The sequence below is a fragment of the Methylocystis sp. H62 genome (genome assembly GCF_015709515.1).
Lineage (GTDB): Bacteria > Pseudomonadota > Alphaproteobacteria > Rhizobiales > Beijerinckiaceae > Methylocystis.
The window spans coordinates 111,550-128,366 of the sequence record NZ_JADNQZ010000057.1; the positions used below are offsets into that span (position 1 = coordinate 111,550).

Annotated in this window: 13 protein-coding genes; 6 read left to right on the forward strand and 7 right to left on the reverse strand. The window is 64.8% G+C overall.

The genetic code is table 11. From position 1 onward, the window contains the following. The first annotated feature begins 6 nt into the window (after positions 1 to 6). The 4 genes from IYY11_RS15930 (at position 7) to ispG (ending at position 4,079) form a co-directional block, all read left to right on the forward strand. Positions 7 to 1,377 carry a thiamine phosphate synthase gene (locus tag IYY11_RS15930; protein ID WP_196404752.1) on the forward strand — a complete coding sequence of 457 codons (1,371 nt, stop codon included), beginning with the start codon at positions 7 to 9 and terminating at the stop codon, positions 1,375 to 1,377. After that, positions 1,374 to 2,225 carry an SDR family oxidoreductase gene (locus tag IYY11_RS15935; protein ID WP_196404753.1) on the forward strand — a complete coding sequence of 284 codons (852 nt, stop codon included), beginning with the start codon at positions 1,374 to 1,376 and terminating at the stop codon, positions 2,223 to 2,225. Before IYY11_RS15930 ends, IYY11_RS15935 begins: the two co-directional genes overlap by 4 nt. 61 nt (positions 2,226 to 2,286) lie before the next feature. Further along, the gene (locus IYY11_RS15940; protein ID WP_196404754.1) at positions 2,287 to 2,697 is read left to right on the forward strand and encodes a VOC family protein; all 411 of its coding nucleotides are present in this window, start codon (positions 2,287 to 2,289) and stop codon (positions 2,695 to 2,697) included. Between the two features lie 83 nt (positions 2,698 to 2,780). Next, positions 2,781 to 4,079, forward strand: a complete 1,299-nt coding sequence (gene ispG, locus IYY11_RS15945) for a flavodoxin-dependent (E)-4-hydroxy-3-methylbut-2-enyl-diphosphate synthase (protein ID WP_196404755.1) — start codon at positions 2,781 to 2,783, stop codon at positions 4,077 to 4,079. Between the two features lie 161 nt (positions 4,080 to 4,240). Here ispG and IYY11_RS15950 read toward each other — a convergent pair whose 3' ends face one another. Next, a complete protein-coding gene (locus IYY11_RS15950) occupies positions 4,241 to 5,167 on the reverse strand; it encodes a uracil-DNA glycosylase family protein (protein ID WP_246720026.1) in 927 nt (308 codons plus the stop codon). A gap of 48 nt (positions 5,168 to 5,215) precedes the next feature. On the opposite strand from IYY11_RS15950, the gene IYY11_RS15955 reads away from it, so the two are divergent. Then, complete coding sequence (locus IYY11_RS15955; RefSeq protein WP_196404756.1) at positions 5,216 to 6,139, forward strand: response regulator; 924 nt, start codon at positions 5,216 to 5,218, stop codon at positions 6,137 to 6,139. Positions 6,140 to 6,152: 13 nt separating this feature from the next. Beyond that, positions 6,153 to 8,135, forward strand: coding sequence for a PAS domain S-box protein (locus IYY11_RS15960; RefSeq protein WP_196404757.1), 1,983 nt, complete (start codon positions 6,153 to 6,155; stop codon positions 8,133 to 8,135). A gap of 18 nt (positions 8,136 to 8,153) precedes the next feature. Here the strand turns inward: IYY11_RS15960 and IYY11_RS15965 are convergent, their stop codons facing one another. The 6 genes from IYY11_RS15965 to IYY11_RS15990 all read right to left on the reverse strand — a co-directional run bounded on the left by IYY11_RS15965 (position 8,154) and on the right by IYY11_RS15990 (position 16,699). Further along, complete coding sequence (locus IYY11_RS15965; RefSeq protein ID WP_196404758.1) at positions 8,154 to 8,381, reverse strand: YbdD/YjiX family protein; 228 nt, start codon at positions 8,379 to 8,381, stop codon at positions 8,154 to 8,156. Beyond that, positions 8,347 to 10,440 carry a carbon starvation CstA family protein gene (locus IYY11_RS15970; RefSeq protein ID WP_196404759.1) on the reverse strand — a complete coding sequence of 698 codons (2,094 nt, stop codon included), beginning with the start codon at positions 10,438 to 10,440 and terminating at the stop codon, positions 8,347 to 8,349. The genes IYY11_RS15965 and IYY11_RS15970 overlap by 35 nt, the downstream gene beginning before the upstream one ends. A 48-nt stretch (positions 10,441 to 10,488) precedes the next feature. Next, positions 10,489 to 10,920 carry a DUF1810 domain-containing protein gene (locus IYY11_RS15975; RefSeq protein ID WP_196404760.1) on the reverse strand — a complete coding sequence of 144 codons (432 nt, stop codon included), beginning with the start codon at positions 10,918 to 10,920 and terminating at the stop codon, positions 10,489 to 10,491. Positions 10,921 to 11,070: 150 nt separating this feature from the next. Further along, the gene (metH, locus tag IYY11_RS15980; RefSeq protein ID WP_196404761.1) at positions 11,071 to 14,793 is read right to left on the reverse strand and encodes a methionine synthase; all 3,723 of its coding nucleotides are present in this window, start codon (positions 14,791 to 14,793) and stop codon (positions 11,071 to 11,073) included. Beyond that, the gene (gene metF / locus IYY11_RS15985) at positions 14,790 to 15,689 is read right to left on the reverse strand and encodes a methylenetetrahydrofolate reductase [NAD(P)H] (RefSeq protein ID WP_196404762.1); all 900 of its coding nucleotides are present in this window, start codon (positions 15,687 to 15,689) and stop codon (positions 14,790 to 14,792) included. The genes metH and metF overlap by 4 nt, the downstream gene beginning before the upstream one ends. Continuing rightward, the gene (locus tag IYY11_RS15990; RefSeq protein WP_196404763.1) at positions 15,689 to 16,699 is read right to left on the reverse strand and encodes a metalloregulator ArsR/SmtB family transcription factor; all 1,011 of its coding nucleotides are present in this window, start codon (positions 16,697 to 16,699) and stop codon (positions 15,689 to 15,691) included. Before IYY11_RS15990 ends, metF begins: the two co-directional genes overlap by 1 nt. Positions 16,700 to 16,817: the final 118 nt, after the last annotated feature.

A 16,817-nucleotide genomic window follows, 5' to 3' on the forward strand; every position in this document is an offset into this window, starting at 1 on the left:
TAGCTGGTGGCGGCGCTGAGGCTCGATCCCTTCTATCTCATCGTCGACGACGCCGATTGGCTTTCCCGCCTGCTGCCGCAGGGCGTTAAGCTCGTGCAGCTGCGGGTGAAGGATCGCGCCGAGCCCGACGCGCGCGCGCAGATCGCGACCGCGCGGGAAATGTGCGCGCGACATGGCGCGCAGCTCGTCGTCAACGATTATTGGCGGCTTGCGATCGAGGAAGGCTGCGATTTCGTCCATCTCGGACAGGGCGATCTGGACGCGGCGGACATCCCGGCGCTGCGCCGCGCCGGCGTCAGGATCGGCGTTTCGACGCATGACCAAGCCGAGCTTGACCGGGCGCTGTCGCTTAGCGCGGATTATGTCGCGCTGGGGCCGATCTATCCTACGCTGCTGAAACAAATGGCTTTTGCGCCGCAGGGCCTCGCCCGGCTAGGCGCATGGAAGGCGCAGATCGGCGAGACGCCTCTTGTCGCCATCGGCGGACTGACCCCGGAACGCGCCATCGCCGCGCTCGCCGCGGGGGCGGACAGCGCCTGCGTCGTCACCGACATTTTGCGCAGCGCTGAACCAGAGGCGCGCGCGCGGGAATGGCTCTCCGCGACGCAGCCCTGGCGCGACGGCGAGGGCTTTTTCGCGCCCGACTACGACGGCGCGCGCGTGTGTCCATCGCCCAATCATGGCGCGCGGCTGCGGCCGATCTCGTCGCTGGTGCTTCATTACACTGGGATGCCGACGGCGGAATCGGCGCTCGCCCTGCTCTGCAATCCGCGCTCGGAGGTCTCTGCGCATTATGTCGTCAACGAAGATGGCGGCGTGCTGCAGCTCGTGCCGGAGTCGCGGCGCGCCTGGCATGCCGGGATAAGCTTCTGGGCTGGCGAGACCGACATGAACTCCGCCTCGATCGGAATCGAAATCGTTCATCCCGGCCACGACGACCCGCGTCCCTATCCGGCGGCGCAAATCGAGGCGACGGCCGCGCTCGCCAGGGACATGTGCCGGCGCCATGCGATACCGCCCGAACGCGTTCTGGCGCATTCCGACATCGCGCCTGGCCGCAAGCGGGACCCCGGCGAGTTCTTTCCCTGGGAGGAACTCGCCCGCCTCGGCGTCGGGCGGGTCGCCGATGAGAATCTCGGCGCTGGCGCGACGACGATCTCGCTCGGCGACGCGAGCGCCAAGGTCGCCTCGCTCCAGCGCGACCTCGCAGCCTACGGCTATCGCGTCGAGCAAACCGGCGTCTATGACGCGCAGACGGTCCAGGCGGTCGAGGCGTTCCAGCGCCACTTCCGCCCCGCGAACGTCGATGGCCGGGCCGACGGCGAAACGCGCGTGGCGCTCGCGAACCTCCTCGCGACATTGGGAGAACGCGTATGAAGGCCGTGGTCGTGACCGGCGCCTCGACCGGCATCGGCGCGGCCTGCGTCGATTTATTGGTCGAGAACGGGTTTCTGGTTTTCGCCTCAGTTCGCAAGGACTCTGACGCGGCCACGCTCACGGCGCGGCACGGCGCGTCCGTCATTCCGCTCCTCTTCGACGTGACCGACGCCCAATCCATCGCGGCCGCCGCGCGCGACGTCGAGACCCGGCTCGATGGCGAAACGCTCGCCGGGCTGGTCAACAACGCCGGCGTCGCCGTCCCTGGCCCGCTGCTGCATCTGCCGATCGACGACTTTCGGCGCCAGATGGACGTCAATCTGATCGGCCAGCTTCGAATCATCCAGGCCTTCGCGCCCCTGCTCGGCGCTGGCGCGCAGCGGCGCGGCGCGCCCGGCCGCATCGTCAATATGAGTTCGGTCGCCGGTCGCTTCGCCGCGCCTTATCTCGGCGCCTACGCCGCCTCGAAATTCGGGTTAGAGGGCATGTCGGACGCGCTGCGCCGCGAGCTGATGGTCTATGGCGTCGACGTCGTCCTGATCGAGCCGGGAATGATCGCCACGCCGATCTGGGACAAGGCCGAAGCGACTGATCTCGCGATGTTCGAGGGCACTGCCTATGCCGGTCCAGGCCGGAGGATGCTCAAATGGCTTGTCGAGGCAGGCCGCCGCGCGCCCGGTCCCGAGGTCGTCGCCAGCGCCGTGTTGCGGGCGCTGACGGCGCCGCGCCCGCCCCTCCGCATCCCGGTCGTAAAAAATCGCTTTACGGACTACACGCTACGCAGCCTATTGCCGGGGCGGTTCGTCGACTGGCTGACGGCGCGCCGGCTCGGCCTGCTGCCGAAATAGCAACCGCCCGGGACTGATTTTCCGATCGTCCGCAACGATGATGAGCTGAAAAGGAGAGGCTATGTCCAACGCCAATGACTGTGGCGCGCCGCCGAAACATGGCGCGGTCTGCTGGAACGAACTCAATGTCCACGATGTCGAGCGCGCCAAGAAGTTTTACGGCCAGACTCTCGGCTGGAGCTTCGAGGGAACGCCCATGGGGGGCTCCACATACTGGATCATCAGTTCGGAAGGCGCGCGGGTCGGCGGCATATTCGAGATGAATATCCCGGAACTGGCGAGCGTTCCGGAACATTGGCTGACCTATATCGGCGTCGATGACGTCGATGCCCGCCTGGAGAAGGCCAAGGCCGCCGGCGCGACGATCTGCAAGGACGCCTTCGAGATCCCCGGCGTCGGCCGCATGGCCGTGCTGCAACAGCCGGGCGGCGCCATCGTCGCCTGGATGACGCCGAAGCCGCCGGGCGCCTAGGCGCGGCACAGCGTGCGACGCTTGACCTTGCGGCCGTTACGGGCGACCTATCGGCCTCCGCAACGACCGCCGAAACGACCCCCATGAACGAAGCCGCATCAGAGACCCGTCTGCCCGACCCGGTCGCCGCCGAACCGGCGCCCCGCCACCGCACATGCGCCGTGGCTGTTGGCGCGGGCCCCGGCGCGGTGATCGTCGGCGGCGGCGCGCCGGTCGTCGTTCAGTCGATGACCAACACCGATACGGCGGACGTCGAAGCGACCGTCACGCAGGTTCTGGCGCTGGCGCAGCAGGGCTCGGAGCTGGTGCGCATCACCGTCGATCGCGACGAGGCGGCGGCCGCCGTGCCGCATATTTTCGAGAAGCTCGCGCAGAAGGGATGCCACGTCCCGCTGGTCGGCGATTTCCACTACATCGGCCACAAGCTGCTCGCCGATCATCCCGCCTGCGGCGAGGCGCTCGCCAAATACCGCATCAATCCGGGCAATGTCGGCTTCAAGGAAAAGAAGGACAAGCAGTTCGCCTCGATCGTCGAACTTGCCGCCAAGCACGGCAAGGCGGTGCGGATCGGCGCCAATTGGGGCTCGCTCGACCAGGAGCTGCTCACCTATCTGATGGACGTCAACGCCGCTTCCGACAGGCCGCTCGACGCCCGCGCCGTGATGCGCGAGGCGCTGACCCGTTCGGCGCTGATGTCGGCGAAGCGCGCCGAGGAGATCGGCCTCGCGAAGGACCGCATCGTCATTTCGGCGAAGGTCTCGGCGGTGCAGGATCTCATCGCCTGCTACCGGATGCTCGCGCAGCGCAGCGACTATGCGTTGCATCTCGGCCTCACCGAGGCCGGCATGGGCTCGAAAGGCGTCGTCGCCTCCTCGGCCGCGCTCGGCGTGCTGCTGCAGGACGGCATCGGCGATACGATCCGCGTGTCGCTGACGCCCGAGCCCGGCGGCGACCGCGCGCTCGAAGTGCGCGTCGCCCAGGAAATTCTGCAGACCATGGGCTTTCGCACCTTCGTGCCGCTCGTCGCGGCCTGCCCGGGCTGCGGGCGCACCACCTCGACGGTGTTTCAGGAACTCGCGCGCGACATCCAGGCGCATATCCGCGAGCGGATGGCGGCCTGGCGCGCGCAATATCCGGGCGTCGAGACGCTCAATGTGGCGGTGATGGGCTGTATCGTGAACGGTCCCGGCGAGTCGAAACACGCCGACATCGGCATTTCGCTGCCCGGAACGGGGGAGACTCCGTCCGCGCCGGTCTTCATCGATGGCAAGAAGGCGATGACTTTGCGCGGCGAAGGCATCGCCGAGGAATTCACCCGCATCGTCGATGATTACATCGTGCGCCGCTTTGGCGGCGGCGCGAAGGGCGAAGCGGCGGAGTAGGCTACGCCCCCACCCCAACCCTCCCCCGCTTCGCGGGAGAGGGAGCAGACTGCGCCTTCATCCCGATTTCGTACTGCGCGATCCTGTTCGCGCAATGCGGATCGTTAGGGTCCCCTCTCCCGCGGAGCGGGGGAGGGACAGGGAGGGGGCGAGACCACCAATCAGCATTGCTCTTGTTCCAGCGCCTCCGCGGCCCGTCGCAAATCGCGCCAGGCGGCGGGCTTCAGCGCCGCGCTTTTGAGCATCGCCTCGAGACTGGAAAAGACGAAGGCGCGCGCGACATGCGCGCCGCAGCGCGCTTCAAACGCCTTGCCGCGCAGCTTTCCCACCGGCTCGTTCGTTGTCAGCATGATCCGCGCCGGCGCTTCGCCAAAAATCAGCAGAACGTCCGGCCGCGCCAATTCGACCCGGCGGCGTGCGAAGGGCGCGAAGATCGCCGCTTCATGCGGGGACAGCGCGCGATCGCCAGGCGGGCGCCAGGGCGAAACATAGGCGAGAGCAGCGCCGGAGCGATCAAACCCGATCGCCGCCAGCATATTGTCGAGGAGCCTCGCCGAGAGCCCGCTGAACGCCTCGCCGCTTGTTTCTTCCGTCACGCCCGGCGCGGCGTCGAACGCCATGAGTCGCGCTCCGGGCGCGCCGGCGCCGAACAGAAAATGCTGCGCCATGTCGCGAAACGGCGCATGCGGAAAATCGGCCAGACGCGCGGCGAGCTCGTCAAGATCGCCCGCGCTGGAGGCCTCCTGCTCCGCGGCGCGAATGGCTTCATCAGGCGCGGCGATCGTCGGCATGGCGCGGGGCGGGCGTTCGACGGCCGTCGGCTGCGGCAAGGTTCGAAGCATCGCCGTCGATTCGGCTAGCTCGGTCAGCGACGCCGTGCGCGCGCGCGCGCTGTCCGCATAGCGGTCGTGCGGCGCCTCGTCGAGCGCGAGATCGACGCCGCTTTGAACGTACCAGTCGAGCAAAGCCCTGAGGGCGTTGGCATTTTCCGGAAAGGCGGCGCGCATGAGATTGAGAGTAAACGAAGCTGGCGCGAGATCAACCGATGCGGTGCGGAGCCGCACATTTTGCGGCGGCGATACGCGCAATCTATATTGCGCAAATCAAAGCTTTCTCTTGATGAAACCGATCGGCCGATGCTCGAGACCGTCGCCATTGCCGAAGACGAACAGGACTTGCGTGAGCTGCTCGCCGAATTCCTGTCGACGAACGGCTATCGCGTTCTCGCGGCGCCGAACGCCGCGGAATTCCGCGCCATGGTGGAATTCGAGGCGATCGATCTCGCCATTCTCGACATCAACATGCCGGGCGAAGACGGGCTGTCGCTTGCAAGATGGCTGAATGCGCGCGGCTCGACGGGCATCATCTTCGCAACAGCGGTCAATTCCGCGATCGACCGGATCGTTGGGCTCGAATCGGGCGCCGACGACTATGTCACCAAGCCGTATCACATGCGCGAAATGCTGGCGCGTATCCGTGGCCTGATGCGGCGCAGAAAGATGACGCGCGCCGCCCTCGCCGGCAAAAGGCTGGCGGCCATCGCGTCGATCGACGTCGTCGGCTACACGCGCTTGATCCATCACGACGAACATAACGGATTGGCGCTCATCGACCGGTTCTTTCGCGACGTCGTCACGCAATCGCTTCCTCGCCGCTCGGGAAGTTTATTCAAGATGCTCGGCGACGGCGCGCTGATCGATTTCGCCAGCGTGCACAACGCGATCGAATGGGCCGTCGAATGCCAGACGGAAACGCGCGCTTATGCGACGGCGCATGGGCACGCGCAAACGCTGCAGTTGCGCATTGGCGTGGCGGTTGGCGACGTGATCGTTCGAAACGGAGACCGCTTCGGCGAAGTCGTGGCGCTCGCCGCACGAATACAGGAAGCCGCGCCGGCCGGTTCGGTGATGATTTCGGATGTGGCGCACGCGATGACGCGCGGGAATATACGCAAGGACTTCGTGGCGCGACGGCACGCGCTCAAAAACATCGCCGAGCCGGCGCAGTTGTGGCTGCACGAGATCTCCAGCGCGGCGCTTACTGAGCGCGCATCAAATTGAGAAAGCGCCTCAAATGAATATCCAGCAAGGGGCGACGCAAGCGCCGGGGACCGGCGGCGCGCTGCTGCAGGCGTTGTTCGACGCGATGCCTGGCCGCGCCGCCTTTCTCGACGTGGAGCTACGCTATCGCTACGTCAATCGCGCGTTTCTCCTGGCGCTCGGAGCGACAGAGGATCGCGTCGTCGGCAAGTTCGTCGACGACGTTTTGGGCGCCCAAGCGGCCAGTCTTTACAAAGCAGCGATGCAAAATCTTTCGGCGAACGCGCCGCAACGCCTGCGCCGTTTCGTTGACGACGCGGACGGCGCCCCCGGTTGGATCGAAGAGGAGCTCAGGCCGTTCACGCCGGGCGGGGTCATGCAGGGCGTCGTCTGCGTCGCGCGCCCGCTGGCCGACGCCGAACAGCAGTGCGAAAGCGATCGGCTGGAACTACTGGAATCGCACAGGACGCGGGAGGCGATTCATGCGGCGGTGGTCGACTCCGCTCTCGATTGTATCGTCGTCATCGACGCGCAAGGCCGTGTCGTCGAGTTCAACCCCGCGGCTTCGGCGACATTCGGCTATTCGCGCGAGCACGCGATCGGCAAGACTGTCGCCGAACTGATCGTCCCCGTGGAAATGCGCGATCATCACAACAGCGGGCTTGAGCGCTTCCGAGCGGGCGGGCCGGCCTCCGTTATCGGGCGGCGCGTCGAATTGGAGGCGATGCGCGCCGACGGTTCGCGCATTCCCGTCGAATTGGCGATCACGGCGGTTGGCTCGGGCCCAAGCGCGCTCTTCACTGCGCATCTTCGCGACCTGCGTCCGGCGCGAGAAGCGCAGGCGCAAATCGAAGGCCAAAGAGAAGCGCTCTACCAAAACGAAAAGCTCGCAGCCCTTGGGTCGCTCCTCGCCGGAGTGGCGCATGAACTCAACAATCCGCTCTCCATCGTCATCGGACAGGCGCTCATGCTGCGCGAGGCGGCTCAGTCGCACGCGAGTTTCGACAAGCATTTTGAGGAATTTGCGGAACGCGGCGTGAAAATCGAGACAGCCGCCAACCGCTGCGCGCGAATCGTCAAGGTTTTCCTGGCCATGGCCCGTCAGCGCGAGGCAGAACGCGGAAGGGTGGAGATTCCCGATCTCGTCGACCGGGTGCTCGAACTCCTTTCGTATGGGCTGCGGACAGCCGGCATCGAGGTGACCAAAGACGTTCCAGCGGACCTGCCGCCGCTCTTGGCCGACAGCGACCAGTTGCATCAGGTGCTGCTCAATCTTGTGGTGAACGCCAAGCAGGCGCTCGAAGCGCAGCCGGCGCCCCGGCGGATTTCGATCGTCGCGCGCGCCGATCAAGCGGCCCAGACGCTCGATCTCCACATTTCCGACAATGGGCCGGGCGTTCCAGACGCTATCCGCAACCGCATTTTCGATCCTTTCTTCACGACGAAGCCGCAGGGAGTGGGAACCGGAATCGGACTCGCCGTTTCGCGCGGTCTCATCGAGTCGCACGCAGGCTCGCTCACTCTGGAGCCGCCGCAGCCGGGCGCGGGCGCTGTTTTCGCGATCAGGCTGCCGATCGAGGTGGGCATCGAAAGCGCCGCCGTTGACGAACATGCGGCGGCGGCGACGCAGCGACCGATCAAGCAGAGGCGTGCCTTAATCATCGACGACGAAGTCGAAATCGCAGGCCTGCTCGGCGAAATTTTGCGACGGCTCGGCTTCGACTGCGAGATCGCGACGAGCGGCGACCACGCGAAACAAGCGATCGCCGCGCGGCCGGCGGACCTCATTCTCTGCGACATTCGTATGCCCAACGGCGACGGCCCGGCTTTCTACGACTGGCTCAGCGTCGAACATCCGCAGATGACCAACCGCATCGCCTTTGTCACCGGCGACGTTTTGGGTCCCGGCGCAGATCGCTTCATCGCGCGTTCGGGCTGTCCAATCATCGAGAAACCCTTTACGCCGGAGGATATCCGCCTCGTCGCTGATTTGTTGTGCGACGACGCGGCGGCGTGAATCGGCTCGCGACGAATTTCAACAGCAGCGAAACGCGCGCTCGCCGCCCGCGCCAAAACGCGCATTCTCCCGCGAGCGGAAAAATTCGTCGCGCGTCATGATCGGCGCGTCTTCGTGCCGCGCGCGAAGATGCGCGACATAGGCGTCGTAATCGCCCTGCCCGACCATCAGCTTCGCGCCGTCGCGCAGCTTGCGCGCGAGACGATTGAGATCAAGCCCCGGCAGGCTGCAGATCGTGCAATTCATCCTCGGTCTCCCGCGTGGTGACATGTTGCGCGGCGCGCGCGGCGCGAATGGCTCGGATGGCGAAGCCGAGCATCGCCAGAACCAGCGTCACGTAAATCGCGCAAAGCGTGGCGTCGACATAGTCGTTGAAGATGACGCGCTGCATCTCTGCGAGAGTCTTCGCCGGCGCCAGCAGCTGATCCTTATCGGCGGCCGCTGCGAATTTTCTGGCGTGCGCCAGAAAGCCGATGCGCGGATCGTCGTGGAAGATTTTCTCGAAGGCCGCGGTCAGCGTGCAGATATAGAGCCACGCCGTCGGCGCGATGGCGACAATGGCGTAACGCTCGCGCTTCATCCGATAGAGCACGACGACGCACAGCGTCAGCGCGATCGCCGCGAGCATCTGATTGGCGATGCCGAACAGCGGCCACAGCGTGTTGATGCCGCCCAGCGGATCGATCACGCCCTGATAGAGGAAATAGCCCCAGCCGCTCACGGCGATGGCGGTGGCGGCGAGGTTCGGCGCCCAGGCGCGCGTATTGCCGAAGGCCGGGAAGAAGGCGCCGAAGAGATCCTGGATCATGAAGCGCGCGACGCGCGTGCCGGCGTCGATCGTGGTCAGGATGAACAGCGCCTCGAAGAGAATGGCGAAATGATACCAGAAGGCTTTCGCCGCCGAGCCGCCGATGGCGGAGGAGAGGATATGCGCCATGCCGACGGCGAGCGTCGGCGCGCCGCCGGTGCGCGACAATATGGTCTTCTCGCCGACTTCGGCGGCGACGCCCGAAAACGTCTCCGGGGTGACCGCGAAGCCCCATGAAGAGATCGCCGCCGCGGCGGAATCGGGCGTCGCGCCGATCAACGCCGGGGCGCTGTTCATGGCGAAATAGACGCCGGGCTCCAGCACGCTTGCGGCGATGAGCGCCATGACCGCGACGAAGGATTCCATCAGCATCGCGCCATAGCCAATGAAGCGCGTCTGCGTCTCGTCGGCGATCATCTTCGGCGTCGTGCCCGACGACACGAGCGCATGAAAGCCCGACACCGCGCCGCAGGCGATGGTGATGAACAGGAACGGGAAGACGCTGCCGGCGAAGACCGGACCCGTGCCGTCGATGAAGCGGCTGACCGCTGGCATCTGGAGATCGGGCCAGACGATGAAAATGCCGACCGCGAGCGACATGATTGTGCCGACCTTCAGGAAGGTCGACAGATAGTCGCGCGGCGCGAGCAACAGCCACACCGGCAAGACGGAGGCGACGAAGCCATAGCCGATCAGCATGAAGGCGAGGGTCTCGGCCTTGAAGGAAAAGAGCGGCGCAAGGAGCGCGCTCTCCGACACGGTGCGGCCGAAGGCGATGCTCAAGAGCAGCAGAACGAAGCCGATCGCCGACATTTCGCCGATGCGCCCGGGCCGCAGATAGCGACCATAGACGCCCATGAAGACGGCGATCGGCAGCGTCGCGAAAACGGTGAACGCGCCCCAGGGACTGTCCGCGAGCGCCTTGACGACGACGAGCGCCAGCACCGCCAGCAGAATGATCATGATGGTGAGAATGCCGACCATGGCGATGACGCCCGGCACGCGGCCCATCTCGGTCTTGATGAGATCGCCGAGCGAACGCCCGTCGCGGCGCGTCGAGATGAACAGGACGAGAAAATCCTGCACGGCGCCGGCGAAGATGACGCCGGTTAAGAGCCACAATGTTCCCGGTAGATAGCCCATCTGCGCCGCGAGCACGGGACCGACGAGCGGTCCTGCGCCGGCGATGGCCGCGAAATGGTGGCCAAACAGCACCCATTTGTCGGTCGGCACATAGTCGAGACCGTCATTGCGGCGAAGCGCGGGGGTGCGACGGCGCGCATCGAGCCCCAGCACCCGCTCGGCGATGAAGCGCGAATAGAAGCGATAGCCAATGGCGTAAGTTCCGATCGCCGCCGTGACGAGCCACATGGCGTTGACGTTCTCGCCGCGCGAGACCGCGAGCGTGTAAAGCGAGAACAGCACGAGGGCGAACACGAGCGCCCAGGGAAACAGCTTCAATGTCTGGCGGCTGTCGGCGATGTTGATGATCGACATTATGACCCCGAATAGCGCCGATTCTCGGCACGTCGAATTCAACGAAACTTATAATTTCGCGAGGGTCAAGGGATCGCGGCGGTCGGCGAAATATTTGTGCAGAGCCTCGCCGAAAAGCGGCTCTTGCGGCGCCGCCGCCGCAAACAAGGTCATCGACGAATGAAACTTCAAATCATCGGGAGAGCCCAAGATCTCATGCGCGCTGCGTCCCTCGATCTTGTTGACGAGTCCGACGCATTCCTTCAGCCGCGCGCACAATAAGGGATGATCGAGATAGGCCAGCGCCTCGGCGAGCGAATGGATGGCGTAGCGCTGCGCCATGGCGCTTGCGCCGAGCCCTTCGAGCTGCGGAAAAACGAACCACATCCAGTGGCTGCGCTTGCGGCCGGCGGCGAGCTCCGCCGTCGCGGCCGCATAGATCGGATCCTGCGCCGCGACGAAGCGGGCGAGATCGTAGGCATCGCCCGAAGCGCCCGTCATGACCAAATCCGCTGATCAACTCCGCTGTCCTTCCCGACGCGCGCAACGGCGTGATCGTGAATCCAGAGCAAGACCAACATTCTTGAATTGGCTCTGGATTCCCGGTCGGACCTGTGGTCCGCCGGGAACGACAGGGCAGTCGATTCGATATCACTCCGCCGCTTGCGCGGCGACGGGCGCGTAGTTGAGAATGGGCGCGAGCCAGCGTTCGACCTCGCGCGCCTCCATGCCCTTGCGGCGGGCGTAATCTTCGACCTGATCGCGCTCGATCTTGGCGACGCCGAAATAATGCGCGCTCGGATGCGCCAGATAGAGCCCGCTGACGGAAGCGGCCGGCGTCATGGCGTAACTTTCGGTCAGCTTCACGCCGGTGCGCCTTTCGACGTTGAGCAGATCGAAGATCGTCGCTTTTTCGGTGTGATCGGGCTGCGCCGGATAGCCGGGCGCCGGACGAATGCCGGCGTAGGGTTCGGTCGTCAGCGCTTCGGGCGCGAAATTCTCTTCCCGTGCATAGCCCCAAAACTCTTTGCGCACGCGCTCATGCATGCGCTCGGCGAAGGCTTCTGCGATGCGGTCGGCGAGCGCCTTGACCATGATCGAACCATAGTCGTCATTGGCGCGGGCGTAGCGGGCGGCGATTTTTTCTTCTTCCGCGCCGGCGGTGACGACGAAGGTGCCGACATAATCCGCCTTGCCGCTGTCCTTAGGCGCGACGAAGTCGGCGAGCGCGAGATTGGCCTTGCCGTCGCGTTTGGGCAATTGCTGGCGTAACATGTGCAGCGTCGCGATCCGCTCATTGCGCGACTCGCCATTGTAGAGCGCGATGTCATCGCCGATGGCGTTCGCCGGCCAAAAGCCGATGACGGCTTTGGGCGTGAACCAGCGCTCCTCGACAATCCGCTTCAGCATGGCGCGGGCGTCGTCGTACAGCGTGCGCGCCGCCTCGCCGCGCTCGGGATCGTCAAGCAGCGCCGGATAGCGCCCCTTGAATTCCCAGGTCTGGAAGAACGGCGTCCAGTCGATGTAGGGAACGAGCTCGCCGACGTCGTAGCTGGCGAAGGCGCGCGCGCCGCTGAAGGAGGGCTTCGGCGGTTGATAGGCGGCCCAGTCGATTTTATAGGCGTTGGCGCGCGCCTGCGCGAGCGGCACCCGCAGCTTGTCGGCCTGGGCGCGGGCATGCGCTTCCGCGAGGCGCTCATACTCAAGGCGGGTCTGCGCCACATAATCGGGGCGCGTCTTGTCGGAGACGAGCGCCTGCGCGACGCCGACGGCGCGGCTTGCGTCGGTGACATAGACCGCCTGGCCGCGTCGATAATTGGGACTGATCTTCACCGCCGTATGCACACGGCTCGTCGTCGCGCCGCCGATGAGGAGCGGCGTGTTGAGACCTTCGCGCTCAAGCTCCGAGGCGACGAAGCACATCTCATCGAGCGACGGCGTGATGAGGCCGGAAAGACCGATGAGATCGACCTTTTCCTTCTTGGCGACTTCGAGAATCTTCGCGCAGGGCGTCATGACGCCAAGGTCGATCACCTCGAAGTTGTTGCAGCCGAGCACGACGCCGACGATATTCTTGCCGATGTCGTGAACGTCGCCCTTCACCGTCGCCAGCAGGATTTTGCCGGCGGTGGAGCGCTCGCTCTTGTCGGCCTCCATGAAGGGCATGAGATAGGCGACCGCCTGTTTCATCACGCGCGCCGATTTGACGACCTGCGGCAGGAACATCTTGCCCGCGCCGAAGAGATCGCCGACGACATTCATGCCGGTCATCAGCGGGCCTTCGATCACGTCCAGCGGGCGCGTGGAGCGCTGACGCGCCTCTTCCACATCCGCTTCGACGTAATCGGTGACGCCGTTGACCAGCGCATATTCGAGACGCTTCTCGACGGTGTTGTCGCGCCAGGCGGCGTCTTTTTCCTGGGTTTTTCCGGCCGCGCCCTTGAACTTTTCAGCCAGTTCGACGAGGCGCTCGGTCGACTCCTTGCGGCGATTCAAGACGACGTCTTCGCAAAGCTCGCGCAGCTCGGGATCGATCTCGCCATAGACCGCAAGCTGGCCGGCGTTGACGATGCCCATGTCCATCCCCGCCTGAATGGCGTGATAGAGGAACACCGAATGCATCGCCTCGCGCACGGGTTCATTGCCGCGGAACGAGAAGGACAGGTTCGACACGCCGCCCGACACATGCACATGCGGCAGATCGCGTTTGATGACGCGCGTGGCTTCGATGAAATCGACGCCGTAATTCTCATGCTCTTCAATGCCGGTCGCGACGGCGAAAATATTGGGATCGAAGATGATGTCCTGGGGCGGAAAGCCGACGATCTCGGTCAAGATCTTATATGCCCGCGTGCAAATCTCGGTCTTGCGTTTGAGCGTGTCGGCCTGGCCCTTTTCATCGAAGGCCATGACGACGACGGCGGCGCCATAGCGACGCACCTTTTGCGCGTCGGCGATGAATTTCTCTTCGCCTTCCTTCATCGAGATCGAATTAACGACGCCCTTGCCCTGCAGACATTTGAGGCCGGCTTCAATCACCGCGAATTTGGAGGAATCGACCATCACCGGCACGCGGGCGATGTCGGGTTCGGCGGCGACGAGGTTGAGGAATTCGACCATGGCGCGTTCGGAATCGAGCAGGCCTTCGTCCATATTGATGTCGATGACCTGGGCGCCGTTCGCCACCTGATCGCGCGCAACGTCGAGCGCCGCGGCATAATCGCCATTGGTGATGAGCTTGCGGAACTTCGCCGAACCGGTGACATTGGTGCGCTCGCCGACGTTGACGAAGGGAATGTCCTTGGTCAGCGTGAAGGGCTCCAATCCAGAAAGACGCAGCATCGGCTCGATGGTCGGTATCGCGCGCGGGGCGACGCCTTTCACGGCGCCGGCGATCGCGGCGATATGGTCCGGCGTCGTGCCGCAGCAGCCGCCAAGCACATTGACAAGACCGGCGGTCGCGAATTCGCCGACGAGCTCCGCCATATATTCAGGGCTTTCGTCATAAAGCCCAAACTCGTTCGGCAGGCCGGCGTTGGGGAAGGCGCAGACGCGCGTATCGGCGATGCGGCCGATCTCGGCGATATGCTGACGCATCTCGCGGGCGCCGAGCGCGCAGTTGAAGCCGATCGAAAACGGCTTGGCGTGGGCGAGCGAATTCCAGAAGGCGACCGCCGTCTGACCGGACAGCGTCCGGCCCGAGAGATCGGTGATGGTGCCGGAAATCATGATCGGAAAGCGGGTTCCGACCTCGTCGAACGCGTCCTCGAGCGCATAGAGCGCCGCCTTGGCGTTGAGCGTATCGAAGACGGTTTCGACGAGCAGAATGTCGGCGCCGCCTTCGATGAGGCCGAGCGCGGCTTCCTTATAGGCGGCGCGCAGTTCGTCGAAGGTGACGGCGCGAAAGCCCGGATTGGATACGTCGGGCGAGATCGACGCGGTGCGATTGGTCGGGCCGAGCGAACCCGCCACGAAACGGCGCACGCCGGTCTTCGCCGCGACTTCGTCGGCGGCCGCGCGCGCCAGCCGGGCGCCCTCGCAATTGAGTTCGAACGCGAGATGCTCAAGCCCGTAATCGGCCTGAGCGATGGTCGTCGACGAAAACGTGTTGGTCTCGATGATGTCGGCGCCGGCTTCGAGATAGGCGACATGGATCGCCTTGATCGCGTCGGGTTGCGTCAGCGTCAGCAGGTCGTTGTTGCCGCGCAGATCCTTGGCGTGATCTGTGAAGCGCGCGCCGCGGAAATCGGTCTCCTCAAATTTGTGGCGCTGGATCATCGTGCCCATCGCGCCGTCGAGAATGAGAATCCGGCGCGAGGCCGCCTCGTCAAGAGCCTTCAAAATATTCGGGCCGTGAGATGTCTCGAAGGTCATGCAAGAGCCTTTTCGCGAAGAGGACGAACGCCGAGCAAATGGCAAATGGCGAAAACGAGGTCGGCGCGATTATTTGTGTAGAAGTGGAATTCATTGACGCCGGCGCGCGCCAGACTCATCACCTGTTCGACGGCGGTCGTCGCGGCGATGAGCGCGCGCGTCTCCGGGTCTTCGTCCAATCCGTCGAAGCGCTCGGCGAGCCAGCGCGGCACGCTCGCGCCGGCCTTTTGCGCGAAGCCGGCGACCTGCTTGAAATTGCGGATCGGCATGATGCCCGGCACGATCGGAATGGTGATTCCGCGCCCCCGCGCCTTGTCGAGAAACTTGAAGTAGACGTCATTGTCGAAGAAGAACTGCGTGATGGCGCGCGTCGCGCCGGCGTCGACCTTCGCCTGAAGCGCGTCGAGATCCTGTTCGATGGAGGCGCTTTCCGGATGGCCTTCGGGATAGGTCGACACTGAAATCTCAAAATCGCCGATCCGGCGAATGCCGCTCACGAGATCGGTCGAATTGGCGTAGCCTTTCGGATGCGCCTCAAAATGCGAGCCGACACCGGTCGGCGGATCGCCGCGCAGCGCCACGATATGGCGAACGCCGGCGTCCCAATAGTCGCGCAGGATCGCGTCGATGTCTTCGCACGCGGCGGAAACGCAAGTGAGATGCGCGGCTGGCTTCATTTCAGTCTCGCGCACAATGCGCGCGACGATCGAATGGGTGCGCTCGCGGGTGGTGCCGCCGGCCCCATAGGTGACGGAAACAAAATGCGGTTTGAGCGCCGCCAGGCGATTGATCGTCTGCCAGAGTTGCGTCTCCATCTCCGGCGTCTTGGGCGGGAAGAATTCATAGGAGATCGCAAACTGATTTGGCGAGGCCGTGGGATGAAGAGCGTTAAACATCAGGCTGTCTCATAAGATGCTGCGGGAATGGGATCGGCGATGACGCGCGGATCGCGCGCCAGCCACAAGGACACGGTGAGCTTGGCGCCTTCGTTCGCGTCGGGCGCCAGTTCGCGGCGCTGAACGACGTCAAGCCCCGCCTGCGTCAACAGCCCGGTGATTTCGGCGTCTGAAAAACCAAGACGGCGGTGCGCGTGCTTGTCGCGCAGCGCCTCTTCCTGATGCGGGGCGAAGTCGACGACAAGCAGACGGCCGCCAGGGGCGAGGACCCGCGCCGCCTCGCGCAAGGCGCGGCCCGGATCGTCGAGAAAATGCAGAACTTGATGCATGATCGCGAGGTCGATGGAGTTGCGCTCGATCGGCAGCGCATAGATGTCGCCCTGGCGCAGCTGGACATTGTCGAAGCCGGTCTCTTCGAGACGGCCGCGCGCGACGCCGAGCATGGCGGAAGAAAGATCGACGCCGACGGCGCGTTCCGCCTGCGGCGCGAACAGCTCGAGCATCCGGCCGGCGCCGGCCCCAAGATCGAGCAGGTTGCGCACTGGTCTGTCGCCGACGACCTGACGCATCGCGTCTTCGACGCGCTCCTCGGAAACGTGCAACGCGCGGATGCGATCCCATTCCTCGGCATGCGCAGCGAAATAGCGGGCGGCGTTCTCGGCGCGCGCGTGACGCACTTGGGCGAGTCTCGCGCGATCGCCGGCGAGAAGGGCGTCGTCAGCCTCGAGCCAACCGACGATGGCGCGCGCGAGGGCGCCGGCTGGCCCCGCCGGCGACAGCCGGAAGAACGCCCAGGCTCCTTCGCGGCGGCGCTCGATCAGGCCAGCCTCGACAAGGAGCTTGAGATGGCGCGAGACGCGCGGCTGAGACTGGCCCAGGATCGCCACGACCTCGCTGACCGTCAGCTCCGACTGGGCGAGCAACGCTAGAAGACGTAGGCGCGTCTCCTCTCCGGCGGCGTTCAGCGCCGCAAGCGTCGGGTCGAGGGCCAATTTGGCGACGGACTTCATGAGCGCTCCGTTAGACATAAAGATATCTATATACGTCAAATTGACCGGGCGCAACCATGGTCGGGGTTTTTTGACGGCGGAATGCTCTTGACCGAATCCCAAACCGGGTTCATCTTTT

Bases quoted from the DNA above. Each gene is read 5' to 3' on its own strand.
- IYY11_RS15935 (WP_196404753.1), top strand. From the start codon at position 1,374: ATGAAGGCCGTGGTCGTGACCGGCGCCTCGACCGGCATCGGCGCGGCC.
- IYY11_RS15940 (WP_196404754.1), top strand. From the start codon at position 2,287: ATGTCCAACGCCAATGACTGTGGCGCGCCGCCGAAACATGGCGCGGTC.
- ispG (WP_196404755.1), top strand. From the start codon at position 2,781: ATGAACGAAGCCGCATCAGAGACCCGTCTGCCCGACCCGGTCGCCGCC.
- IYY11_RS15955 (WP_196404756.1), top strand. From the start codon at position 5,216: ATGCTCGAGACCGTCGCCATTGCCGAAGACGAACAGGACTTGCGTGAG.
- IYY11_RS15960 (WP_196404757.1), top strand. From the start codon at position 6,153: ATGAATATCCAGCAAGGGGCGACGCAAGCGCCGGGGACCGGCGGCGCG.
- IYY11_RS15965 (WP_196404758.1), bottom strand. From the start codon at position 8,381: ATGAATTGCACGATCTGCAGCCTGCCGGGGCTTGATCTCAATCGTCTC.
- IYY11_RS15970 (WP_196404759.1), bottom strand. From the start codon at position 10,440: ATGTCGATCATCAACATCGCCGACAGCCGCCAGACATTGAAGCTGTTT.
- IYY11_RS15975 (WP_196404760.1), bottom strand. From the start codon at position 10,920: ATGACGGGCGCTTCGGGCGATGCCTACGATCTCGCCCGCTTCGTCGCG.
- metH (WP_196404761.1), bottom strand. From the start codon at position 14,793: ATGACCTTCGAGACATCTCACGGCCCGAATATTTTGAAGGCTCTTGAC.
- metF (WP_196404762.1), bottom strand. From the start codon at position 15,689: ATGTTTAACGCTCTTCATCCCACGGCCTCGCCAAATCAGTTTGCGATC.
- IYY11_RS15990 (WP_196404763.1), bottom strand. From the start codon at position 16,699: ATGAAGTCCGTCGCCAAATTGGCCCTCGACCCGACGCTTGCGGCGCTG.